Annotated in this window: 17 protein-coding genes; 10 read left to right on the forward strand and 7 right to left on the reverse strand. The window is 66.6% G+C overall.

Going from position 1 to position 23,451, the window contains the following annotated elements; genetic code table 11:
- Position 1 precedes the first annotated feature (1 nt).
- The 9 genes from AC6CH2_RS00145 (at position 2) to AC6CH2_RS00185 (ending at position 14,600) form a co-directional block, all read left to right on the forward strand.
- Complete coding sequence (locus AC6CH2_RS00145) at positions 2-631, forward strand: GNAT family N-acetyltransferase (RefSeq protein ID WP_498267408.1); 630 nt, start codon at positions 2-4, stop codon at positions 629-631.
- Positions 624-1,595 (forward strand): N-acetyl-gamma-glutamyl-phosphate reductase, encoded by a 972-nt coding sequence (gene argC / locus AC6CH2_RS00150; protein ID WP_498267409.1) that lies wholly within the window; start codon positions 624-626, stop codon positions 1,593-1,595. Before AC6CH2_RS00145 ends, argC begins: the two co-directional genes overlap by 8 nt.
- Before the next feature lie 101 nt (positions 1,596-1,696).
- Positions 1,697-3,025, forward strand: coding sequence for a proline--tRNA ligase (gene proS / locus AC6CH2_RS00155; RefSeq protein WP_498267410.1), 1,329 nt, complete (start codon positions 1,697-1,699; stop codon positions 3,023-3,025).
- A gap of 144 nt (positions 3,026-3,169) precedes the next feature.
- Positions 3,170-4,459 (forward strand): argininosuccinate lyase, encoded by a 1,290-nt coding sequence (gene argH, locus AC6CH2_RS00160; RefSeq protein WP_498267411.1) that lies wholly within the window; start codon positions 3,170-3,172, stop codon positions 4,457-4,459.
- Positions 4,456-5,676 (forward strand): glutamate 5-kinase, encoded by a 1,221-nt coding sequence (gene proB / locus AC6CH2_RS00165; protein ID WP_498267412.1) that lies wholly within the window; start codon positions 4,456-4,458, stop codon positions 5,674-5,676. The genes argH and proB overlap by 4 nt, the downstream gene beginning before the upstream one ends.
- A complete protein-coding gene (locus tag AC6CH2_RS00170; RefSeq protein WP_498267413.1) occupies positions 5,673-6,956 on the forward strand; it encodes a glutamate-5-semialdehyde dehydrogenase in 1,284 nt (427 codons plus the stop codon). The genes proB and AC6CH2_RS00170 overlap by 4 nt, the downstream gene beginning before the upstream one ends.
- A 1,513-nt stretch (positions 6,957-8,469) precedes the next feature.
- Positions 8,470-9,375: an alpha/beta fold hydrolase gene (locus AC6CH2_RS00175; RefSeq protein ID WP_498267414.1), complete on the forward strand. Its 906-nt coding sequence runs from the start codon at positions 8,470-8,472 to the stop codon at positions 9,373-9,375.
- A 214-nt stretch (positions 9,376-9,589) separates the two neighbouring features.
- Positions 9,590-13,447: a non-ribosomal peptide synthetase gene (locus AC6CH2_RS00180; RefSeq protein WP_498267415.1), complete on the forward strand. Its 3,858-nt coding sequence runs from the start codon at positions 9,590-9,592 to the stop codon at positions 13,445-13,447.
- 76 nt (positions 13,448-13,523) lie between these two features.
- Complete coding sequence (locus AC6CH2_RS00185) at positions 13,524-14,600, forward strand: flavin-containing monooxygenase (protein WP_498267416.1); 1,077 nt, start codon at positions 13,524-13,526, stop codon at positions 14,598-14,600.
- 23 nt (positions 14,601-14,623) lie between these two features.
- Here the strand turns inward: AC6CH2_RS00185 and AC6CH2_RS00190 are convergent, their stop codons facing one another.
- The 6 genes from AC6CH2_RS00190 to AC6CH2_RS00215 all read right to left on the reverse strand — a co-directional run bounded on the left by AC6CH2_RS00190 (position 14,624) and on the right by AC6CH2_RS00215 (position 20,979).
- Positions 14,624-15,874 (reverse strand): acyl-CoA dehydrogenase family protein, encoded by a 1,251-nt coding sequence (locus AC6CH2_RS00190; RefSeq protein WP_498267417.1) that lies wholly within the window; start codon positions 15,872-15,874, stop codon positions 14,624-14,626.
- Positions 15,874-17,562 carry a fatty acyl-AMP ligase gene (locus tag AC6CH2_RS00195; RefSeq protein WP_498267418.1) on the reverse strand — a complete coding sequence of 563 codons (1,689 nt, stop codon included), beginning with the start codon at positions 17,560-17,562 and terminating at the stop codon, positions 15,874-15,876. Before AC6CH2_RS00195 ends, AC6CH2_RS00190 begins: the two co-directional genes overlap by 1 nt.
- 73 nt (positions 17,563-17,635) lie before the next feature.
- A complete protein-coding gene (locus AC6CH2_RS00200) occupies positions 17,636-17,932 on the reverse strand; it encodes an acyl carrier protein (RefSeq protein ID WP_498267419.1) in 297 nt (98 codons plus the stop codon).
- 467 nt (positions 17,933-18,399) lie between these two features.
- Positions 18,400-19,773 (reverse strand): XVIPCD domain-containing protein, encoded by a 1,374-nt coding sequence (locus AC6CH2_RS00205; RefSeq protein WP_498267420.1) that lies wholly within the window; start codon positions 19,771-19,773, stop codon positions 18,400-18,402.
- A 6-nt stretch (positions 19,774-19,779) separates the two neighbouring features.
- Positions 19,780-20,415, reverse strand: a complete 636-nt coding sequence (locus tag AC6CH2_RS00210) for a hypothetical protein (protein ID WP_498267421.1) — start codon at positions 20,413-20,415, stop codon at positions 19,780-19,782.
- Between the two features lie 132 nt (positions 20,416-20,547).
- Positions 20,548-20,979, reverse strand: coding sequence for a hypothetical protein (locus tag AC6CH2_RS00215; protein ID WP_498267422.1), 432 nt, complete (start codon positions 20,977-20,979; stop codon positions 20,548-20,550).
- 256 nt (positions 20,980-21,235) lie between these two features.
- On the opposite strand from AC6CH2_RS00215, the gene AC6CH2_RS00220 reads away from it, so the two are divergent.
- The gene (locus AC6CH2_RS00220) at positions 21,236-21,613 is read left to right on the forward strand and encodes a hypothetical protein (protein WP_498267423.1); all 378 of its coding nucleotides are present in this window, start codon (positions 21,236-21,238) and stop codon (positions 21,611-21,613) included.
- 794 nt (positions 21,614-22,407) lie between these two features.
- Here the strand turns inward: AC6CH2_RS00220 and AC6CH2_RS00225 are convergent.
- On the reverse strand, positions 22,408-23,259 hold the full coding sequence (locus AC6CH2_RS00225; protein WP_498267424.1) for a hypothetical protein: 852 nt from the start codon (positions 23,257-23,259) through the stop codon (positions 22,408-22,410).
- Between the last annotated feature and the right edge of the window lie 192 nt (positions 23,260-23,451).

The following is a 23,451-nucleotide window of genomic DNA, read 5'->3' on the forward strand; positions in this document are numbered from 1 at the left end:
CATGAACGAAGACGGCACCGCCGCCTGGCATCGGCCGATCCGCTTGAGCGGCCGCCACGTCGCGCTCGAACCGCTGAGCTATGCGCATGCCGACGGCCTGCGCGTGGCTCTGGCCGACGGCGAGCTGGCGCGCGCCTGGTACACCAACGTGCCGGCGCCGGAAGGCGTCGAAGCCTATGTCGACGCGGCGCTGGCGATGCAGGGGCGTGGCGCGGCCTGGGCCTATGCGGTGCTCGACGCGGCCGGCGAGGTGGTCGGCAGCACCCGCTACTACGACATGGACGCGAGCGTGCCGCGGCTGCAGATCGGCTACACCTTCTACGCGCCGCGGGTGCAGCGCACCGGCCTCAACACCGAGGCCAAGCTGCTGTTGCTGGGCCATGCCTTCGAGTCGCTGGATTGCATCGCGGTCGGGTTCGAGACCAGCTGGTTCAACCTGGCCTCGCGCACCGCCATCGCGCGCCTCGGCGCCAAGCAGGACGGCGTGCTGCGCAACCACCGCCGCCACGCCGACGGCAGCCGCCGCGACACCGTCGCCTTCTCGATCATCGACAGCGAATGGCCGGCGGTGAAACGCAACCTGCAGTACAAGCTCGAACAGCATGCTTCCGGAGGCAAGACCCATGGCTAAGACCCTAGGCATCGTCGGCGCGCGCGGCCATGTCGGCGCCGAGCTGATCCGGCTGATCGCCGCGCATCCGCAATTCGAACTGGCCTTCGTGTCCTCGCGCGAACTGGTCGGGCAGCCGGTCGCCGAGCACATCCCCGAATACGCCGCGAAAGGCGGCGACCTGCGCTACAGCTCGCCGAGCCACGAAGCGCTGCCGGGCCTCGGCGCCGACGCGATCGTGCTGGCCCTGCCGAACGGCAAGGCGGCGCAGTGCGTGGCCGCGTTCGATGCGGCCGGCGCCGATCCGGTGCTGATCGACCTGTCGGCCGACTACCGTTTCGACGACCACTGGTACTACGGCTTGCCGGAGTTGACCCGCGCCCAGTACCACGGCCAGCGCCGGATCAGCAATCCGGGCTGCTACGCCAGCGCCATGCAACTGGCGATCGCGCCGCTGCTCAACGTGCTGGAAGGCCCGGTGCAGTGCTTCGGCGTGTCCGGTTATTCCGGCGCCGGCACCTCGCCCTCGGACAAGAACGACCCCGACAAGCTGCGCGACAACCTGATGCCGTACGCGTTGACCGGGCATATGCACGAGCGCGAAGTCACCCGCCACCTGGGCCATCCGGTCGAGTTCATGCCGCACGTGGCCGCGCATTTCCGCGGCCTGACCATCACCTCGAACCTGCATCTGTCGCGCCGCTTCGACCGCGAAGAGCTGGTCGAGCACTATCACCGCCATTACGACGGCGAGCCGATGGTGCGGGTGCAGGAAGAGGCGCCCTGGGTCAGCGCCATCGCCGGCAAGCATCACGTCGACATCGGCGGCTTCAGCATGTCCGAGGACGGCCGCCGGGTGGTGGTGGTATCGACCCTGGACAACCTGCTCAAGGGCGCGGCGACGCAGGCCCTGCAGAACCTCAACCTGGCGTTCGGCTTCGACGAGTTGACCGGCATCGAGGTGGAGTCGCGACCGCGGCCATGACGCACCCGTTACGCGGTTCCTCCTCCTTTTGCCGATGGGGGAAGGGGAGCGGTAAGGGTTGATGGTCGTCAGTCGCGTCGAAACCCCAGGAGCAAGTCGTCATGCGTCTCTCGCGTTACCTGTTGCCGACACTGAAGGAAAACCCCGCCGATGCGCAGATCGCTTCGCATCGGCTGATGCTGCGGGCGGGGCTGATCCGCCAGGAAGCCGCGGGCATCTATTCCTGGCTGCCGGCCGGCCTGCGGGTGTTACGCAAGATCGAGACCATCGTTCGCGACGAGATGAACCGCGCCGGCGCGCTCGAGTTGCTGATGCCGACCCTGCAACTGGCCGATCTGTGGCGCGAGAGCGGGCGCTACGACGCGTACGGCCCGGAAATGCTGCGGATCAAGGACCGGCACGAGCGCGAGCTGCTGTACGGGCCGACCAACGAGGACATGATCACCGCGATCTTCCGCGCCAACGTGCGGTCGTACCGCGCCCTGCCGATGAACCTGTACCACGTGCAGTGGAAGTTCCGCGACGAGCAACGGCCGCGGTTCGGGGTGATGCGCGGGCGCGAGTTCCTGATGAAGGATGCGTATTCCTTCGACCTGGACGAGGCCGCGGCGCGCCGTTCCTACCGGCGCATGTTCGTCGCCTACCTGCGCATTTTCGCCCGCATGGGCATCCGCGCGATCCCGATGCGCGCCGAAACCGGCCCGATCGGCGGCGATCTGTCGCACGAGTTCCTGGTGCTGGCCCAGACCGGCGAGTCGGCGGTGTACTGCGACCGCGCCGTGCTGGATCTGCCGATCCCCGGCGACGACACCGACTACGAAGGCGACCTGGAACCGATCGTGCAGGCCTGGACCGCGCGCTACGCCGCGACCGAGGACGTGCACGACATCGAGCGCTTCGAGCGCGAAGTGCCGGCCGAACGACGCGTGCACACGCGCGGCATCGAGGTCGGGCAGGTGTTCTATTTCGGCACCAAGTACTCGGCGCCGATGAAGGCGCTGGTGACCACGCCCGAAGGCGACGAGCGCCCGATCCACGGCGGTTCCTACGGCATCGGCGTGTCGCGCCTGTTCGGCGCCATCATCGAGGCCGGCCACGACGACAAGGGCATCGTCTGGCCCGATGCGGTCGCGCCGTTCCGGGTCGGCCTGGTCAATCTCGACCCCGCCGATGCCCAGGTCGAGGCCGCCTGCGTCGACCTGCAGGCGCAGCTCGAAGCGCGCGGCATCGACGTATTGCACGACGACACCCCGGAACGCGCCGGGGTCAAGTTCGCGCGCATGGACCTGCTCGGCCTGCCCTGGCAGGTCGTGGTGGGCCGGCGCGGACTCGATCGCGGTATCGTCGAACTCAAGCGCCGCGCGAGCGGCGAACGCAGCGAGCTGGCGCCGGGCGAGGTGCCGGCGTGGCTTGAAGCGAGGAACTTGTAGCTAGGAATTTGTAGCGAGGAACGAGTGAGAAGCGAGGAACGAGGAACGAGTAAAAGCGTTGCGTCCAGTTCTCAGTTCCTAGTTCCTCACTCCTCACTCCTCGCTCCACCCCCCAACCCCCTCCAGCCCCCCGCGAGCCGCCCCATGTCCGATCTGCTTTGGCAAAAACCCGGCGTCAAGGTCGACGCACGCATTCAGAACTTCCTCGCCGGCGAGGACGTGATCCTGGACCGCGAGTTCTTCCTGTTCGACATCCAGGCCAGCGCCGCGCACGCGCAAGGGCTGCAGCAGATCGGCATTCTCAGCGCCGACGAACTGGCCGGCCTGAACCGCGAGCTCGAGGTGCTGGCCGAGGACTTCCGCGCCGGCCGCTTCGTCCTCGACGAGCGTTTCGAGGACGGCCATTCGGCGATCGAAGGCCGCTTGATCGAGCGGCTCGGCGACGCCGGCCGCAAGATCCACACCGGACGCAGCCGCAACGACCAGATCCTGGTCGCGACACGGCTCTGGCTCAAGGACCGGCTGTTGCGCCTGTACGCGCTGTGCCGCGAAACCGCCGAGGTCGCGCTGGCCCGCGCCGAGGCCGAAGCGCAGCTGCCGCTGCCGGGCTACACCCATCTGCAACGCGCGGTGGTGTCGTCGGCCGGCATGTGGTGGGGCGCCTGGGCCGAGGGCTTCATCGACAACGCCGTGCGCGCGCAGCAGACCCTGGACTGGGTCGACGCCAACCCGCTCGGCAGCGCCGCCGGTTACGGCGTCAACCTGCCGCTGGCGCGCGACCACACCACCCAGGCGCTCGGCTTCGGCCGCCTGCAGGTGTCGGCCGCCTACGCCCAGCTGTCGCGCGGCAAGTTCGAGCTCGGCGCGATCGACGCCTTGTCGACCGCGGTGCTCGACCTGCGCCGCCTGGCCTGGGACCTGAGCCTGTTCACCACCGCCGAATTCGCCTTCGTCGCGCTGCCGGCCGAATACACCACCGGCAGCTCGATCATGCCGAACAAGCGCAACCCGGACGTGATCGAGCTGATGCGCGCGAGCTACGCCAGCGTCGCCGCGGCGCGTTCGGAGATCGAGCACCTGTTGTCCTTGCCGTCCGGCTACCACCGCGACCTGCAGTTCTCCAAGGGCGCGATCTTCCACGCCTTCGGCCGCGGCCTCGGTGCGCTCGAACTGCTGCCGGACCTGCTGCGCAACCTGGAGTGGAAGCCCGACAACCTGCGCGCCGCGCTCGACCCGTCGATGTACGCGACCGACCTCGCGGTCGATCTCGCCCGCCAGGGGCTGCCGTTCCGCGACGCCTACAAGCAGGCCGCCGATCCGGCGCGCTGGGCCGAAGGCGACCCCGAGGCCAGCCTGGCCGCACGCGTGTCGCCCGGCGCGTCCGCCGACCTGCGCCTGGACGTGCTGCGCAGACGCTTGCAGGCACTGACATGAGCGTCGCGGCAAAGGATTTCATCGCCCAGCCTTTGCCGAACTGGCGTCGCGCTGTGCTCAAGGTCGGCAGCAGTCTGCTGGCCGGGTTCGCCGACCAAGCCGGCGGCGGGCTCGACCCGCGCTATGCCACCGGGCTGGCGCGATTCATCGCCGAGGCGCGCGCGCAACAGCGCGAAGTGGTGTTGGTCTCGTCCGGCGCGGTCGCGGCCGGGCGCAGCCGCATCGAGGCCGGCGGCAACGGCCTGGTGCTGCGGCAGGCGCTGGCCTCCCTGGGCCAGGCCTCGCTGATCGCGTTCTGGCAGGGGTTGTCGCCGGTGCCGGTCGCGCAGGTGCTGCTGACCCACGACGACCTGCGCAACCGCCGCCGCTATCTCAACGCACGCGCCTCCTTGCGCGAGCTGTTGAGGCTCGGCGCGCTGCCGGTGATCAACGAGAACGACACCGTCGCGGTCGACGAACTCAAGCTCGGCGACAACGACAATCTTGCCGCGGCGGTGGCCTCCCTGGTCGATGCCGACCTGCTGCTGATCGCGACCGACATCGGCGGGCTATACAGCGGCCATCCGCAACGCGACCCGTCGGCGCGGCCGATCGCGCAGGTCGCCGTGGTCACCCCGGAATTGCTCGACGCCGCCAGCGGCGGCGCCGGCGCGCTCGGCACCGGCGGTATGCGCACCAAGCTCGAAGCCGCGGCCAAGGCCGCCACCGCCGGCATCGCCACCGCGCTGTTCTGCGGCCGCGATGCCGAAGTCGTCGCCGCGCTCGGCGAGGGCCGTTTGCACGGCACCCTGGTGGCGGCGCGCAGCGATCGTTTGCGCGCGCGCAAGCAATGGCTGCGGCATGCGCCGGCCAGCGGCTGCCTGCGCATCGACGCCGGCGCGGCGACTGCGCTGCACGACCGCGGCGCCTCGTTGCTGCCGGGCGGGGTGGTCGCGGCCGAAGGCGAGTTCCGCCGCGGCGACGTGGTCGAGCTGCGCGGCGTCGGCGATGCCGCGGGCGTGCTCGGCCGCGGCCTGGTTCAGTACAACGCCGGCGAGGTGCGTCGCATCGCCGGCCGCCACAGCCGCGCCATCGAAGCGCTGATCGGTTTCCGCTACGGCGAATCGGTGGTGCACCGCGACGACCTGGTGCTGCTCGACCGCGCCAGCGAGTCGCCCCGTGATGCCGAGGCCGGCCAAGGTCCGGCCGCCGAATTGCCGAAGGAAGTGTTGCCATGAGCGGTTATGTCCGGGCCCTGGCCCAACAGGCGCGCGACGCCTCCGCCGTCCTCGCCGCGCTCGACGGCGACGCGCGCCGCCGCCTGATCGAAGCGATGGCGGCGCAGCTCGACGCTTCCAGCGAACGCATCCTCGCCGCGAACGCCGAAGACCTCGGCCGCGGCGAAGCGGCCGGCTTGAGCGCGGCGATGCTCGATCGCCTGCGGCTCGACCCGTCGCGGCTCGGCGCAATCGCCGCGGCGCTGCGCGAAGTGGCGGCGCAGGCCGACCCGCTCGGCGAAGTGACCCGCCGCGAGACCCGGCCCAACGGCTTGGTGATCGAACGCCAGCGCGTGCCGCTGGGCTTGATCGCGATGATCTACGAGGCGCGCCCGAACGTCACCGCCGATGCCGCGGCGCTGTGCCTGAAGGCCGGCAACGCGGTGCTGCTGCGCGGCGGCTCGGAAGCGCGCGCCAGCAATGCCGCCATCGCCGCCTGCCTGCATGCGGCGCTGAGCGAGCAAGGCCTGCCGACCGCGGCGGTATCGCTGATCGAGGACACCGCGCGCGAGCATGTGCTCGAACTGTTGCAGTTGTCGGACCTGATCGACCTGGCGATTCCGCGCGGCGGCGAAGGCCTGATCCGTTTCGTCGCCGAACACGCGCGGGTGCCGGTCATCAAGCACTACAAGGGCGTCTGCCACCTCTATGTCGATCGCGCCGCCGACCTCGACCTCGCGCTCGGCTTGCTGATCGACGGCAAGGCCTCGCGGCCGGGCGTGTGCAATGCGCTGGAGACCGTGCTGGTGCATCGCGACATCGCCGCCGCCTTCGTCCCGCGCGCGCTGGCCGCGCTGGCCGCGCGCGAGGTGCAGGTGCGCGGCTGCGAGCGCATCCGCGCGCTGGCGCCCGCCGACATGGCGAATACGGTGCAGGCGGCCGACGAAGGCGATTACGCCGCCGAATACCTCGACCTGATCATCGCCGCCAAAGTCGTCGACGGCCTCGACGAGGCGCTGGCGCACATCGCCCGCTTCGGCTCCGACCACACCGAGGTCATCGCCACCGAGGACGCCGTCACTGCCGAGGCTTTCGTGCGCCGCACCCGCAGCTCGGCGGTCATGGTCAACGCCTCCTCGCGCTTCAACGACGGCGGCCAGCTCGGCCTCGGCGCCGAGATCGGCATCTCGACCACGCGCTTGCACGCCTATGGCCCGATGGGCGTGGAGTCGCTGACCATCGAGCGCTTCGTGGTGCGCGGGGCAGGGCAGGTCAGGCACCCCGAGTCGCAAAACCGCTGACCGCCAGCACAGCGACCGGGGCCCTGTAGGAGCGACGCAAGTCGCGACCGCGGGGTTTCCAGCTCGCGCCGCACGCCAGCATTCGCGGTCGCGGCTTACGCCGCTCCTACAGGGAGCGACTCCCCTGCACCCTGGAAGCCGCGCAGCCGCCTGGCCCTTGTAGGAGCGACGTAAGTCGCGACCGCGGGGTTTCCAGCCCGCGCCGCACGCCAGCATTCGCGGTCGCGGCTTACGCCGCTCCTACAGGGAGCGATTCACCTGCACCCTGGAAGCCGCGCAGCCGCCTGGCCCTTGTAGGAGCGACGTAAGTCGCGACTGCGCGGTTCCCAGCTTGCGCCGCGCGCCGCAATTCGCGGTCGCGGCTCACGCCGCTCCTATAGGGAGCGACTCCCCTGCACCCTGGAAGCCGCGCAGCCGCCTGGCCCTTGTAGGAGCGACGTAAGTCGCGACCGCGGGGTTTCCAGCTCGCGCCGCACGCCAGCATTCGCGGTCGCGGCTTACGCCGCTCCTACAAAAAGCGATTCATCTGCGCTCCGGAAACTGCGCAGCCGTCAGGCCTTTGTAGGAGCGACGTAAGTCGCGACTGCGCGGTTCCCAGCTTGCGCCGCGCGCCGCAATTCGCGGTCGCGGCTTACGCCGCTCCTACAGGGAGCGACTCCCCTGCACCCTGGAAGCCGCGCAGCCGCCTGGCCCTTGTAGGAGCGACGTAAGTCGCGACTGCGGGGTTTCCGGCTAGCGCCGCGCGCCGCAATTCGCGGTCGCGGCTCACGCCGCTCCTACCAAGAGCGACTCACCTGCATCCCGGAAACCGCGCAGCCGTCAGGCCTTTGTAGGAGCGACGTAAGTCGCGACTGCGGGGTTTCCAGCTAGCGCCGCGCGCCGGAATTCGCGGTCGCGGCTCACGCCGCTCCTACAGGGAGCGGCTCACCTGCATTCTGGAAAACCAAGCGGTCAACGGGCCCTTGGAGGAGCAACCCGATTGCGTGACCGCCATCGCGCTGCCGTCGCTTCAGCTACATGCCGCGCCGAGAACATTCGGGCGCAACCGCCGGCGCAGCCGCCCGGCGGCCCGGACGCCGTGCCGGTTATGCGACCATCCCCGCTGGTCGCCGCCAACCAGTAAGCCCACGCACGCCTCCAGGGCGAAGGTTGCGAGCCTGCTGTGCGATCGGCAGCGCATCGCACAGCAGCGGCAAGGCGGGGGCGGGCGGAGGGCATTGTGGAGGCGGGGCGACCAGGCGATATGGGTACGGTGGTTTGGCCAGAGCCGTCGGGAGATTCCGATGAGCCGTCGAGCCGGCTGGCGCGACGTAAGATCGGATCCGGCAATCAGGACACAAGCGCATCGAGGGACCGGTATGCGAACAGTTTCAGCGCCGTCTTCATTTCAAAGTAGCCCACCTGCAGAGCCGGAGCCGGCACGGAGCGATCCGATGCTCCGTACGCGATGGGTCGAGGGCCGGCGGCGGAAACGCGTGTCGACGGCGGCTCGCTGTTTCATCGGCCGTCGGCCATGAGCGCGATCGATCGCTTTCCCGCGCTGTGCGCCTGGCGGGACGCCGGCGAATTCATCGCCGTCGGCGGACGGCGCATCTACTGCCGACGCGCCGGAGCGGGGCCGCGGCTGTTGCTGATTCACGGCTTCCCGACCAGCAGCGTGGACTGGGCGCCGATGTGGCCGATGCTGACTTCGCGCTTCGAAGTGCTTGCCTTCGACCTGCTGGGCCTGGGCTTTTCCGCCAAGCCTCGCGGCCATCGCTACCGGGTAAAAGAGCAGGCGGATCTGGCCGAGGCGGTCGCGCATCATTACGGCTGGAGCGCCGCGTTCGTGCTCGCCCACGATTATGGCGACACGGTCGCGCAGGAACTGCTCGCCCGCAGCAGCCGGGAGCCCGAGCACGCCGCGCTGAGCATCCTGCGGCTGTGCCTGCTCAACGGCGGGCTGTTCCCGGAAACCCATCGTGCGCGGCCGATCCAGCGATTGCTCGCTTCGCCCCTGGGACCCGGGCTGGTCGGGCTGATGAACCGTCGCGGCTTCGGCCGCAGTCTCCAAGCCTTGTTCTCACCGATGCGGCCGCTCAGCGAGACGGCGATCGACGAATACTGGGCGTTGTTGCAGCACGAAGCAGGCCTGCATGCGGTGCCTTCGCTGCTCGGGTACATGGGCGAACGCCGGCGCGAACGCGCCCGCTGGGTGGGCGCGCTGCAAACGGCCGATATCCCTTTGCGCCTGATCTGCGGCGCGCTCGACCCGGTCAGCGGGCTGCATATGGCCGAACGTTATCGGCAACTCGTCCCGCGCGCGGATGTGTTCGTGCTCGACGATGTCGGCCATTTTCCGCAATTGGAAGACCCGGTCGGGGTCTTCGCCGCCGCCGCCGGGTTTTTTCTCGGCGACGGCGCACAGGCCGGCGGGTGATGCGGAGCGCTGGCCGGGCGCGGACGGTTTGTCCGTATGCAGCAAGGGCCGGCGCCTGTTGCCGAAAGTGCGAAGTGAGTAAGCGTAACGCGCTATTTCGCCCGGTACTGTGAAGCGTTTCCGAAATCCCCCGGAAGTCGATTGACGCCCCTGGGGGCGAAAGGTAGTGTCCGGCCGAAGGACGGACAGGTATAGAGCAAGGAGAACTATGCTCGTGAGCGCGCCCTCGAACGACGGGACCGTCGCAGTGCCGGACGCCAAGCCCGGCCACGCCGATTTCCCGTTGACGGACATGCAACGGCTGCTGGTCGTCAGCGCCGCCGACGGCATGGAATATGCGCTGCACCCGCATCTTTACTTCGAGGTCGAGCGTCCCGGCCTGGACATCGATCGTTTCGTCGCCGCGATCGCGCGCGTGCTCGAACGCCACCGGCGAAACATCGTCGCGGTGACGCCGGACCTGCGGCTGCGGCAGGTCGACGACGTCAGGCCGCCTCGCGTATCCGTCTGGGACCTGCGCGGGCTCTCCGACCTGGCGACGACGCTGGGGCTGATGCAGGTCCGGCACCGGATGTCGAATCAGACGCTGCCCATGGACCGCTGGCCGTGGCTCGATTTCCAGCTGACACGGTACGGCGACAACGACGTCCGCCTGCACGTCAACTTCAGCAATCTGTTTCTCGATCAGTTTTCGGGGCTGCGCCTGCTTTCCGAGGTCGAGCAGTACTACGCGGCACCGGACATCGAACTGCCCGCCGACCAGGTGGGGATCGCCGAGGTTTCGCTGGCGTTGGCGCAGCGCCACGAAGCCGCCGAGCGGGCGCGCGCCTATTGGGCCGATCGCGTAGCGGCGCTGCCCGCTCCGCCGGAGCTGCCGCTCGTGCGCCTGCACGGAAACCCGGGGTTGAACCGGCGCCGTCTGGTCCTCGACGCGGCGACCTGGGGCGCGTTCACCGCAGGCGTCGCCCTGCACGGCATGAGCCCGGTGACGGCATTGCTGGCGGTGTACGGCGAGGTCGTCGCCCGTTTCAGCGGGTCGCGCCATTTCATTCTCAACCAGATGATCACGCGCCGTCTGCTCAGGCGGATTCCAGGCGCCGAATCGGTACTGGGCAACCTGGGCGCGATCTATCCGCTGGAATTCGATTGGCGCGCAACGGCCAGCCTGCTGGAAAGAGCAGGGCGCCTGCAGGCGACGATCATCGGCGACCTCGGCCGCACCGATTGGTCGGGAGTCGACGTGCTCGAGGCGTTGAACGCTCGCCACCGTTCGCAAGGCAGCGCCGCGTGTCCGTTCGTGGTGTCCTCGGGTTTGGCCGGCGGCGAGCAGGAGGAGTTCGGCTACAGCAAGCTCGCCACGCCGCAGGTGTTGCTCGATCACCAGTTCTTCCTGCTTCGCGGCGGCCGCATCGAAATCGTCTGGGACGTCGTGGAAGCCGCGTTCCCCGCGGGTTTCATCGATGCCTTGTGCAAAGCGCATGAAGCGCTGATCCGCACCCTGGCCGACGACCCGCAGGCCTGGACTGCCACGACGACGCTCGTGACGGCCCGCGACAACGCGCCGCCGCTGGACATCCGGCCCACGCGGCCCTTGCACGAGGGGCGTCTGTCGGACGGGCTGAAGGTCGGCGCCTGCGTCGCGCCCGATCATCCGGCCGTCGTCTGCGGCGACGAATCGCTGAGCTACGCCGAACTGCTCGCGGCCGCCGAATCCCTGGCGAAGGTGTTGTGCGCCCATGGCGTTCGCCCCGGCGATCGCGTCGCCATCGTGCTGGCCAAGGGCGTCGCGCAGATGATCGCCGTCTACGCGGCGCTGCTCGCAGGGGCCGCGTACGTGCCGATGGATCCGGCGTGGCCGCCGCGGCGGATCGACCAACTGGTCAGCGACATCGGCGCGGCGGTCATCGTCGGCGCCGATGCAGGCGAGCGCCAGGGCGTGCCCGTCGTTGCGGTCCGCGGCGATGCCGCCTCCGCAAGCACGTCCGGTGCAGGCGCGACCTCCGCAAGCGCGGCCGGCGCAAGCGCGGACTTGCCCACCGGCCTCGACCCGTCCGCGCTGGCCTACGTCATCTACACCTCCGGCTCGACCGGTCAGCCCAAAGGCGTCGCACTCGATCACCGTGGCCCGGTCAACACGATTCTCGACGTCAACGGCGAGTTCGGCATCGTCGCCGAGGACGTGGTGTTCGGGGTCTCGTCGCTGTCGTTCGACCTGTCGGTCTACGACATCTTCGGCTCGGCGATGGCGGGCGCGACGCTGGTGCTGCCCGATCCGTCCGACCATAGCCCGCACGCGTGGCTGGCGGCGATGGTCGAACGCGGCGTCACGGTGTGGAATTCGGCGCCTCCGCTGATGCAGTTGCTGGTCGACGTTGCCCGCGCCGAAGGCGTCCAGTTGCCCGCGCTGCGCATCGTGATGCTGTCCGGCGACTGGATTCCGCTGTCTCTGCCCGACGACATCAAGGCGATCGCGCCGAACGCGAAGGTGATCAGCCTGGGCGGCGCGACGGAAGCGTCCATCTGGTCGATCTGGCACCCCATCGACGCGGTCGACCCGAAGTGGCGCAGCATCCCCTACGGACGGCCGATGGCGAACCAACCCTGGTACGTCCTCGACGAGCAGGGCAACGAGACGCCGACCTGGACGACGGGCCAACTGCACATCGGCGGGGTCGGCCTGGCGCAAGGGTATTGGGGCGATCCCGAGAAGACGTCGCGGGCGTTCGTGGCCCACCCCGCCACCGGCGAGCGGATCTATCGCACCGGCGACCTCGGCCGCCTGCTGCCCGACGGCAACATCGAGCTGATCGGGCGCATCGATGCGCAATGCAAGATTCAGGGGCACCGGGTCGAGCCCGGCGAAGTCGAGCACGTGCTGGCGGCCGATCCGCGGGTCAAGGACGCCGTCGTCGTCGTGGCGGGCGAGGCCAAGCACAAGCAACTGCGCGCGTTCGTCGTGCTCCACGACGAGGCGAGCCCCGGCGACGGCGAGTCCATCCGCGCGAGCCTCACGGACCGGCTGCCGAGTTATCTGATCCCGAGTCAGATCACCGTCATCGCCGGTCTGCCCGTCACCTCCAACGGCAAACTCGACCGCGGCGCGCTGCTCGCGCTCGCCGAACCGGCCGCCGAGGCCGGGGTGCAGTACCGCGCGCCACGCACCGAGCTGGAGCGCACCATCGTCGCCGTCTGGAAGGAAGTGCTGGGCGTCGACACCATCGGCGTCGACGACGATTTCTTCAACCTCGGCGGGCAGTCGTTCACTGCATTGCGCGCGGTCGCCGCGCTTCGCTCCAGGACCAAGCTCAATATTTCCCTCGGCGGGCTGCTCGAGTCGCGCACCGTCGCGCGCTTGGCCAGCCTCATGACCGGGCAGCGGCTGTCCAACGCCCTGGTGCCCTTGCACCCCGGAACCGGGCCGGCGCTGTTCCTGGTGCATCCGGCCGGCGGATCGGTCGCGGCCTATCGCGACTTGGCGCGCGATCTCGACCGCGCCAGTTTCGGACTCGCCGCGAGCGAGCCGCTGCCGGACACCGTGGAAGCGCTGGCGCAGGGTTATGTGGCCGCGGTCCGCGCCGCGGCGCCGGGCCCTTACACCCTGTCGGGGTGGTCGTCGGGTGCGGTGATCGCGCTGGAGATGGCCGCGCAACTCGAGGCGGCGGGAGAACGGGTGGCGCAACTGATCGTGTTCGATGCGCCCGCGCCGACGGATCCGCCACCCGGCCCGGTCGACGAGGAAACGCTGCAGGACTGGTTCCGGGAGGACACCGCCGGCGCCGACCTGCTCGCCACCGAACTGCATCATGTCTATCCGGTATTCGCGCAGGTCGTGAATGCCTGCCGCAGCTACAAGCCGCCCGTCGTCGCGGCGGATGTCGCGCTGATCCGGGCGCGCGACGGGCAAGTCAGCGAGTATGCGGCGCACCTGCACGAGGCCGCCGGCGATTGGGGCTGGGCATCCCGCACCCGCGGCACGGTGGCCACGCGCGTCGTCGCCGGCACCCACCACAGTCTGTTCGGTGCGCAGCACCTCGCCGAGGTCGTGGCTGCCGTTCGCGAGCTCGCGCAATGATCCGCCTGCGCCTGCGTTTATCCACGCCGGCGCCGTCGGCGCCGGCCTTCGTCCGTGATGGTGTCGTGGAGTGACCATGCCAAGTTCGAGCGCATCCGCCGGCGGGAGCGAGCTGCCCCGCGCCATCGACGTCGTCGTGATCGGCGCGGGCCAGGCCGGCCTCGCCGTCGGCCGTACGCTCAAGCAGGCGGGCGTGGACTTCGTCATGCTCGACGCCGCGGACGAACTCGGCGTGTCATGGACCCATCGCTGGGATTCGCTGCGGCTGTTTACCTCCGCGCGGTTCTGCGGCCTGCCGGGCCTGCCGTTCCCCGGCGATCCGGATCGCTACCCGGCCAAGGACGAAGTGCCGGACTATTTCCGGACCTACGCGGCGACGTTCGAGCTGCCGATCCATTTCGGCCAGCGGGTGGTTTCGGTCGGCCGGTCCGGCGAGGGCTTCACGGTGACCACCCCGCACGCGAGCATCGCCGCGCGCCAGGTCGTCGCCGCGGTCGGGGCCTTCCAGACCCCCGTCGTTCCCGAGTTTTCCAAACGGCTGGCGCCGTCGGTCACCCAACTGCATTCGCACGCTTACCGAAATCCCGAGCAGATTCCCGCAGGCAAGGTCGCGGTCGTCGGCTCGGCGAACTCGGGCCTGCAGATCGCGACCGAGTTGGCGGGCAGCCGCGAGGTGGTGGTCTGCAAGGGCCGCAGGCAACCGCGATTGCCGCAGCGGATCCTGGGGCGCGATGCGTTCTGGTGGTTGTCCAAGTGCGGCATCCTGCGCCTGCCGACCAACACGCCCCTCGCGCGGCGATTGGCGATGCCCGACCCGGTGGTCGGCACGAAGATCGACGAACTCGCCCGCAGCGTCGGCTTCGCCGAGCGGGTCGTCGATGCGGAAGGCGCGCAGTTGGTCACCGCCGACGGCAAGCGGATCGACGCGACGACCGTGCTGTGGGCCACCGGCTATCGCAACGACTGGTCCTGGCTCGGCGCGGAACTGCTCGGCGCGGACGGACAGCCCCGGCACGACGCGGGCATCGGCGCGTCCGGACTGCACTTCGTCGGTCTGTACCGGATGCGCAACCGCGGCTCGGCGCTGCTGGGGTTCGTCGGCCGCGACGCGCAACGCGTCGGCGCGGCGGTCGCGCAACGCAGCCGGCGCTGAGCTGCGGCTCAGTCGAACTGCGGCTAGCCGATCCGCGGAGCGGCAGCCTGCTGCTCTACAGCCTGCTGTTCTACAGCCCGCAGTTGCACCGCAGGCTCCGGCTGCCACTCGTCGACCAGTCGGTCGTAGTTGGCGTAATCCGGCTCCAGGCCCGCGGCCACGATCTCCCACAGCATTTCGTCCGTGCCGCCGCCGATGCGCGCCATCTTCACGTCGCGCCACCAACGGCCCAGCGGCGATTCCGACTCGAGCACGCCGGCGCTGCCGAAGATGTGCATGCACTCGGACATCACTTCGCAGCCGAGGCGAACCACACTGACCTTGGCGGCCGAGGCCGAGCGCACGTTGAACCCGGCGCCGTCCGCGATCAGGGCGTTCAAAGCCAAGCGCATCAAATCGACCCGCGCCTGCAGGTCGGCGACCCTCAGCCGCAGCGCTTGATGGTCGAACAGCGTGGCCCCGAAGGACTTGCGCCGCTTCATCCGGGCCACGGTCACGCCCAGGGCCAGTTGGCAGGCGCCGACGACCTGGGCCGCCACGGCGAAACGTTCCTGGGCCAAGGCCATGCTGAGCACGGCAAGACCGGTGCCCGGGCGGGCGATCATCATCTCGGCGGGCACCCAGGTGTCGAAGAACACCGGGGCGGTGCTGATGCTTCGGGCGCCGACGGTGTCGAACTGCTTGCCGACACGCAACTGCGAGGTGGGCACCAGGAACAGCGCCAGATCGTCGCGGCCGGCGTGGCTCTCGTCGGTCCCGCGCAGCGCCAGCACGATGTAATCGGCCATCGGCGAAGGCGAGGCCATCTTCTTGTGCCCGCGCAGGCGGAAGCCGCCGTCTTCCCGGACCGCGGTCGAGGCGAGCCCGAGCATGTCCGAGCCCGCGCCGGCCTCGGTCGCGGAAATGCACAACACGGCCTGGCCCGCGATCGCCCGGCCGGCGACCTCGCGCAGCCGGTCGGAACGGCCGAACCGGCGCAGCATCCCGATCGCCGAGTCGTGCAGGGTGACGCCGGAGGCGATGCCGCCGGCGCCGAGCCGGCCGAAGCGCTCGGACAAGGCCAGCGTATGCTCCAGCGCCGGCACCGGGCAGTCCTGCCACTTGGCGGCGAAGATGCCTTCCTGGCCCAGCAATTCGATGATGCCGCGAGGGAACCGGCCGGCGACTTCCGCCTCGTCGATCATCCGGCGCGTCGGCTCGGAAGCCAGCAGCCGGTCCAGGCGGTCCTTGAAGGACGCGGTGGCGGACATCGGGGTTTCGCTCTGCAGGCTCATCAGCCGACCTGTTCCTGTGTTCGTTGGTGGTTCGCGCCATGCGACATCGCCATCTCGGCCTCGACGATGCTGATGGTCGCCGAGCGCCGCGGCTTGCCCGACGGCGTCTTCGGCAGCGTGCGCGGCGGCACCACCGAGACCAGGCGGGGGCTGACGCCGAAGGCCGCGTAAACCGCGTTCGATACTTCGTTCTTGATGCGCGCGCTGGACTCGAGGTCGGCGCTGTCGACGGCTTCGACCACCACCGCGAACTCTTCGCGGATGCCCGCCGCGGCCAGGGCGACCGCGATGGCGTTGCCCGGACGCACGCCGCCGACGCGGCAGGCCGCGCGTTCGATGTCGGTGGGGAAGATGTTGCGTCCCGCGACGATGATCATGTCCTTCGACCGGCCGCAGACGACGACCTCGCCGGTTTCGGTGACATAGCCGATGTCGCCGGTGCTGAACCAGCCGCCGTCGCCGAGCAGCGATTGTTTGCCGCCCGGCGTGAGGTAATAGCGCGAGACGGCATCGCCGCGGATCTTGATTTCGCCGACCGCCCGCGCCTGGGTGCCGGCGCCCGGCCCGTCGCCGACCCGGATCTCGATGCCGGGCAGGGGCTTGCCCAGCCTAGCCAGGTGGCGCGCGGCAGCGTCGGTGCGCGGCGCCGCATGCGACTTCAGTTCGATCGCCGCCTGGTCGACCGTATCGAACTGCATGCCTGCGCCAGTCTCGGAGAAAGAAATGGCGAGGGTGGCTTCCGCCATCCCGTACGCGGCGACGAAGGCCTTGTCGTCGAGCCCGAAGCGCGCGCCGGATTCGATCACGGCGGACACGGTGGCATGGTCGATGGGTTCGGCTCCGCTGAGCACGAACCGCAGCGACGATAGATCGAACGCGCCGTCGGGCGCCGCCCGCAGGTAACGGGCGAGCAGGGCATAGGCGAAGTTCGGCCCCGCGGTCATCGTGCCGCGGTATTTGGATATCAATGTCGGCCACAGCCGCGGCGAGCGCAGGAACTCCCCGGGTGCTGCGCAAACGGCCTCCGCGCCGACCTGCATGGGCAGCACCATGAACCCGATCATGCCCATGTCGTGGTACAGCGGCAGCCAGCTCACCAGCACATCGGCCTGCGGGTCGAGCCGCGACGCGCTCACCATCGCCGCGGCGTTCTCGTGCAGGTTCCGATGCGAGATCGCCACCGCCTTCGGCAGCCCGGTCGAGCCGGAGGTGAGCTGCAGGAAGGCGATATCGTCTTCGCCGCAATCGACCGGGTCGAGCGCCGCGCCTTCGGCCAGCGTCTCCGCGGACACGACTGTGGTGCCTTGCGCTTCGAACAGCGGCGTCGTGCGGGCGAAGACGTCGCCGACGACCACGACCTTCGCGCCGATCATGTCGAGCACCGCGAAGGTGTCTTCCGCCCAGGCGTCGAGGTCCGATCGCGGAGAGGGCTGATGCAACATCGTCACCGATGCCCCGCGCATCCACACGGCCTGAATCACCGGCGCAATGCTCACGGGCTCGCCGACCAGCACGCCGACCGTGTCGCCGGGATTCACCCCGGCCGACGCGAGCGAGCCCGCCATGCGGCGTGCGATCTCATGAATCTCTTTCCAAGTGCGCCGGATCGGCTGTTGCGGTTCGCCCGTCACCAGGCCTTTGCCGGAGTTGGGCGCACAGACGAATACCTGCTGGGTAAACCTGCTCACGATCCGATCGCTCCTTGATCTTCCGATAACGCGCGGCCGGCCACGGGGGTTACCTCTCGCGGCGACCGGAGCTTTAGGCGGGAATTGCGGATTCGAAGGAAATTCCGGCGCCGGACCCGATGGCGCGATCGCGCGTCAGATCGATGAGTCGGACGACGTCTGCGACGGTCTTGCAGAGGATCAGCTCTTCCTGCTGGAGCGTCACCCCGAGCCTTTCCTCGATCGCCACCAGGCCGATCGCGAAGGCGATGGAGTCGAAGCCCAATTCGCCGATCAGCAGCGAATTCATGTGAACGCGAGCTGGATCGATCGCAAGCTCGTCCCGGAAAACTGCAACGAGCGTCTCATAAGAGTTTGCGTTTTCTGGCATGAATCACTCCTTTGATTCCGAACGAGCCTAGCACAACGGTCATCGCCTTCTGATAGCCCCGCCGGAGCATTTCGAGCGACTTAATGCAGGAATACGTGGTTTGGTGACGAGTTCGGACATGTCCGATTGACGCACGTTGATTGTTATCTGTGACCAGATTCGCGAAGTGGGGATCCAAACTACGCCGCAGTGCCGGTTTTCGCGGGCGACAGGTTCTTTATGCCGTCGTTTGGCGCCAGTGCGGTTGCGGCCGCGGCGGTCTTGGGTAGGAGGGGCGCAAGCCGCGACCGCGACACTCCAGTTCGCGCCGCATGCCTGCAACCCGATGCTTGGCGATCCACAAGCGGACTCATCGCTCCCGAACCTGCCGCAAGCTGCGGCGGTATCGAACCTGCACTGCGCTTCAGACATTGCGGTGGAGGGCAGGGTTGTACGAACTGCCGCGTGCGACAGCACGCGGACCAACGCTACATCCGCGGCCCACCTTGAGACTGTCCGGCCATCCCCTGTGTCTGCTGCGCGTTCTCCTGCGCCAAGCGCTGTTCGGCCGTCTGCGCCTCGCGCATGGTTTGCGCTTGCTCGTACCGCTCGGGCGCGGGCAGCGACAGAGCCTGGGCCACCGGCATGTGCGCATAGTTGGCCGCGGGGTCCGGAGAGGCGCCGCGGCCGTCCCGATACACGAACAGCACTTCGCCCGCCGCGTTCTGCGCGGTAGGGCGGTTAAGCGCGACTTTGACATCGTCGCCAGGGGCGAACTTGTTCGCGACCGCCAATGAAAGCGCGCTGGCGCTCATGCGTTCGCTCTGCTCGTCCCAGGGCTTGCCGATGCTTTGCTCCAGGTCGCGCACGCTGCCCCTGATCTTCTCCAGCAGCGGGTGATCGGGATGACCGGGATCGTTGGCGCCGGGAGGAGCAGGGCGCGGCGCAGGCGGCGTCGGCTTGTCTGGCGAGCGGCTGGTGTCGATGAAGTCCGGCGGCAAAGTCACCTCCGCGCCAAGCGCCTGGACATTGATCCTGATCTCAGGAAAGTCGCGTCCCGGATGCGCGGCTTGTGCGATGGCTTCCTGACGGTAGATTTCGCTGAAGGCCCAGTCGATGTTGCGGGCTGGGTAGTCTGGGTTACGGTCGTAAAACTCCTTCGCCATCGTTTCCAGGCTTTTATCCGCGTCCATTTGTAGATCGGGCTTGAGGTGCAGGCCCGGTTGGACAACGTAGCCCGGGGGATCTCTGTCGATCTCATCGATGTAGTTGGACGCGCCGCCGTCGGCTTCATACACGTCGGCCAGCGTCGCTGCAGGGTTCTCGTGTCTCACTTGAGCTGAAATGGTATTGAATCCCGCGACTTCAGCTCGTGCTTCTCTTGCGCGAGCGCCCTCGTTGTACTCCTTCACCGCAGCAGTAAAGTCGTGAGGCGATGAGCCGTTCGCGATTGCTGCAACCTGCTCCTGGAATCGCTGCCCCAACTGCAAATATTCGTTGCGGGACACTGCGTGATCGATCTCGTGACCAGCGGTGTAGCGAATCAGGTTGACGTTGTCTTTGAGCACTTCAGGCGCGAGGCTCGGATCGGCGTCGCTCAATTGATCAGTCGACAGCCGCATGACGCGATTGACGTAGTCGTAACTGCCGTTGAATCTCGGATCCGGCTCGGCTTCTATCGCGACCAGATGTCCTTTCTCTACCGCGGCCACGAACTGCACCTTGAGTCCCGGGGTGCTGTCGAGGACGCCGCGAAAAATCCTCCCTGGGTTCAGATTGTTTGTTTCGCCTTGTCGCTCGAATTCAGTCAGCATCGCGTCGAGATTTTTCCTGGCTTCTAATTCGTCCTGAAGTGTTGCCATTTCCGATCATCCTTGAGGGGCCACAGCCGCGACGAATAGCCGGGAAACACACAACTTCTCGTCGAGGGGCGTTGTCTTTCGGTGGAGCTCAATGCGTACATGGACCTTCTTCGTTCTGAAAATCCTGTATTCCGTGCCTCCCCGCCGAGGGCGCTCAGATGCTTCGAATCCTGCGGCGATGAGGGGGGATTGGTAATGTTCCAGGCCAACGCATACGCGAGCCATATCGGCGTAGCCGTCGCCAGTGCGCCTCATGTTGAGCAGGACGGCATGGGGCTCCTGTCCGGGTGTGGTTTTAACCGAAGACAGCGAGTACCGCCAACCCTCAGACAGTGTCCCGACAGCGTGGAAATTGTTGGGAGTCTCGGGGGCAAGCCCCAGGTCGAGACCAATGCGCTTCTCGATGTTCGGCCCGGATAAGTCACGGGCGTCGTTCACACTCAAAATCCAGGCCAGGATCCTGTCATGGAGTTGTTGTGCGCTAAGGGAGTCGTTGATGGCGGGCGATGCCGATTTCGTCATGGCGGCCTTCTCCTGAACCGAAGTGGGGCCCGCGGTCGTAGTGGCGCACGCACAGGCAGCGAGCACGCAGACCAGCGGGGCCAGTCTCGTCGCTAGAAGGTGAGAATCGAGCTTGGGCATTTACGTCTCCATGTGTGCCGCGGTGAGCGTCCGGCGCACTCGTGGCCCGATCCTGGAAGAGCGGCCGTCAAGGGTCAAGGTGTCGAGATTTTGCTTTGCTTCCAATTCTTCCTGAAGTGTTGCCATGCCTGATCATCCTGGAGGGGCCGCGGCAGAGACGAACAATCTAGAAACACATCGTTGCTTGTCGTAGCGTTTTGTCTTCCCGTGAGTTTCGACGCGTACAGAGACCTTTTTAGTACGGAAGAACCTGTATTCTGTGCCCAGCCGCTGCGGGCGCTGCGACGGTTTGAATCCGGCGGCGATGAGGGCAGACCGGTAATGCTCCAACTCGACACACACAGGCGTCATATCGGCGTAGCTCTCGCTGATACGTCCCATACTGAACAGAACGGAGTGAGGGCTCGGTCCGGGCACAGTTTTTACTGACGACAACGAGTAGCGCCACCCTTCGGGCAGAGCCCCGACGCCGCGGAAACCGTTTGGCTGCTCCGAGTCAGGCCCGAGATCAAGGCCAGTGCGCTTCTCGATGTTCCGCTCGGACAGGTCTCGGGCGTCGTTCACGCTCAGAATCCAGGCCCGGATTCTGTCATGGAGTTGTTGCGCGCTAAGCGAGTCGTTGATGGCGGCTTTGCCTTGAGCTGAAGTAAGGCCCGCGGTTTTGGCGGTACACGCACAGATAGCGAACACCCAGACTAGTGACGCTAGTTTCGCCGCTAAGAGATGAGAGTCCAGCTTCGGCATTTACGTCTCCATGTATGCCGCGGTCGGCGTCCGAACTGCCGGAGCACTCGCGGCTAATCCTGAAAGAGCACACGCCATGGGTCAAGTAGAAGCGGCGCCGAAGATACTAAGATATGACCCGTATCTCAGGCGTGCTTACGCTGAACGGGCTCTCAAACTGCGCGACCGCAACTATCGGTATCGCATCGTGTCTGGCGGCGGCATTGTCGACCACGAACTAGATGCCGCCGATAGCCTGATCTTCGTCAGCGAACCCTTCAATGATGCCGTGGAATTCAGTCGCGTGCTCCCCATCCGCCTGGAAGTTGAAACCAACAAGCGCAACTTTGACTTTCGCTCCGCGATAAATTTCCCCGCCAGCGCTATTTCGAACTCACGCGCTACTAATCGCGCGTCAGCTACGTCGGCGATGTCAGCGATAGGAAATTGCTGCAATCCGATCGTCATACCGTAATCAACTTCGAAGCCGGTCGCGCCACCGGCAAGAGCATGCATCCCGGCAACCGGTTGGTAGCGGTGGTGAGCGTGCTGCGCAATCCGCTGTAGAAATCAATGGTGTAGCGCCAAGACGATGGTGGGGGGCATGGCCGATGCGGGCTAGTCTGTACGGGTTCGGCGGTATTGGGAGAGCTGTTTGGAGATTCCGTTGAGCCGTTAAGTCGGTGGGTGCTGAGCCGGAGCAGCGGACTGGGTCCGGCAGTGCCACTGCGACGGCTCAACGACTCAGTCCGATTGCGCCTAGGAGCGAATTATTGGCGCTCTTCGCTCGTAGAATCGTCATTGTCGACAGAAGAAGCACTGCTGCTTTCGACTGGAATCGGGCATCGGTTAATATTTTAGGTTATCAACGCCATGAAGCGTGTCGACTTGAACGAATTCTTAGGCTGCGCCACGGGGGCGAACACGGATCGTCTCAGCCAAGTTGGAGTGGAACGATCCGGGCTCTAGGTCTCTTGGCTGCTCGTCTATAACGGAATTCATGATCGCGCTGACAGCGACGCCAAAGCGTGGAAAGTGAATCTTAAGACCGCAGGAGCATCGGAGCACATACTCATCAGTCGACTGAACATATTTTTCGTTCATGGGCCCACATCCGGCATGAGCGAACTCATAAAATCCGATGGAAATTTCACAGTCCTCGTTGGGATTGTGGGCAATAAGCTCAATGTTCATGGATGCTCCATTGCGGTCTAATTCTTGATTGGAATCGCGCCGCGTAGTGGCCTCGGTCGAATGGATTGTTATGTCTCAAGCCCTTTTGGCGTCGTCTTCGAGACGAGTAACCACTTCATTCATGGTGTAGTGCACGAACTGTTTGCCGAGTTCAGTGAGTACATGGGGTTTTGCGTCCTCAAAGGCTGACTCAGTTGTAGTTGGAGCTTGAGGGCGTGCGCCTGTTTTCTGCGGTCGTTTGCGCAGGAACTGGCCGTGCGCGTTTGTATCACGCTCCTGTCGAATAACGCCGCCCGTGCTTAGGTCGCGTATCAATAGCCGATAGAGGTCTGCTTCGGCAGAGTCCTCACGTGGGGTGTCGCCGTAGATGGCCGTCCAGATGTCAAGCTTCGTGGAGCCAGGGTATGAGTAGATTTCTCGAATGACAGCGAAGTGCGCTTCATGGTAGAGCTGAATCCAATCAGTGAAGAGTCGAACTACGTCATCGGAGCAGACGCGGGTGCCAGCAGCATTTGTGATCAGATTTGCTACATAGCGACGCTTCTCTTCAGTGTCCGCTTCATCCCACGTGCGGAAGGCTTTGCGAACAATGTTCAGATACTCAGGACTTTGAATCCGATCCTCAATATCCGGGCCGAGAGACTCGAAGCGAGACTGAATTTCAGCGAGCGTAGCTCTCAGTGCGGTGATCTTTTCTTGATGTTCTTCAAGCCATTGAGTCTGGAGAGAGTCTTGCTGGAGCGTTCCTTCCTCGGCTTTGTACTCGTATGCGGCACTGAGAAAGCCACCAATCCACGGAATGCTGCCTAAGGCAGCTAGTACGAATTTTTCAATTATTCTTCGGCGGCGTGTAGGCTCGGACTCGGCGAGTTCTTGTTTCAGTCGTTCGACGATAACTCGATCGTCTGGCAATTGGCTGTTTCCCATGGGCTGTCTCCTGGAATCTAACGCCGAATTAATCCGTTCCGCGTAGCGGCGTCGGTTTGAATGAATTGTTAGGGCGTGGTTTCACTAGATCTGCAGCGTGACTAGCTCGGCGATTTTTCCGCTACCACAGCCATTGAATATTCTGCGGTATCAAGACCTGTTCGGGAGGCTAGGCATGGGCTGACATTGCGG

The sequence above is a fragment of the Lysobacter sp. GQ73 genome (assembly GCF_059758755.1).

Coding starts and splice junctions, on each gene's coding strand:
- AC6CH2_RS00145 (WP_498267408.1), top strand. CDS start 2: ATGAACGAAGACGGCACCGCCGCCTGGCATCGGCCGATCCGCTTGAGC.
- argC (WP_498267409.1), top strand. CDS start 624: ATGGCTAAGACCCTAGGCATCGTCGGCGCGCGCGGCCATGTCGGCGCC.
- proS (WP_498267410.1), top strand. CDS start 1,697: ATGCGTCTCTCGCGTTACCTGTTGCCGACACTGAAGGAAAACCCCGCC.
- argH (WP_498267411.1), top strand. CDS start 3,170: ATGTCCGATCTGCTTTGGCAAAAACCCGGCGTCAAGGTCGACGCACGC.
- proB (WP_498267412.1), top strand. CDS start 4,456: ATGAGCGTCGCGGCAAAGGATTTCATCGCCCAGCCTTTGCCGAACTGG.
- AC6CH2_RS00170 (WP_498267413.1), top strand. CDS start 5,673: ATGAGCGGTTATGTCCGGGCCCTGGCCCAACAGGCGCGCGACGCCTCC.
- AC6CH2_RS00175 (WP_498267414.1), top strand. CDS start 8,470: ATGAGCGCGATCGATCGCTTTCCCGCGCTGTGCGCCTGGCGGGACGCC.
- AC6CH2_RS00185 (WP_498267416.1), top strand. CDS start 13,524: ATGCCAAGTTCGAGCGCATCCGCCGGCGGGAGCGAGCTGCCCCGCGCC.
- AC6CH2_RS00190 (WP_498267417.1), bottom strand. CDS start 15,874: ATGAGCCTGCAGAGCGAAACCCCGATGTCCGCCACCGCGTCCTTCAAG.
- AC6CH2_RS00200 (WP_498267419.1), bottom strand. CDS start 17,932: ATGCCAGAAAACGCAAACTCTTATGAGACGCTCGTTGCAGTTTTCCGG.
- AC6CH2_RS00205 (WP_498267420.1), bottom strand. CDS start 19,773: ATGGCAACACTTCAGGACGAATTAGAAGCCAGGAAAAATCTCGACGCG.
- AC6CH2_RS00210 (WP_498267421.1), bottom strand. CDS start 20,415: ATGCCCAAGCTCGATTCTCACCTTCTAGCGACGAGACTGGCCCCGCTG.
- AC6CH2_RS00220 (WP_498267423.1), top strand. CDS start 21,236: ATGGGTCAAGTAGAAGCGGCGCCGAAGATACTAAGATATGACCCGTAT.
- AC6CH2_RS00225 (WP_498267424.1), bottom strand. CDS start 23,259: ATGGGAAACAGCCAATTGCCAGACGATCGAGTTATCGTCGAACGACTG.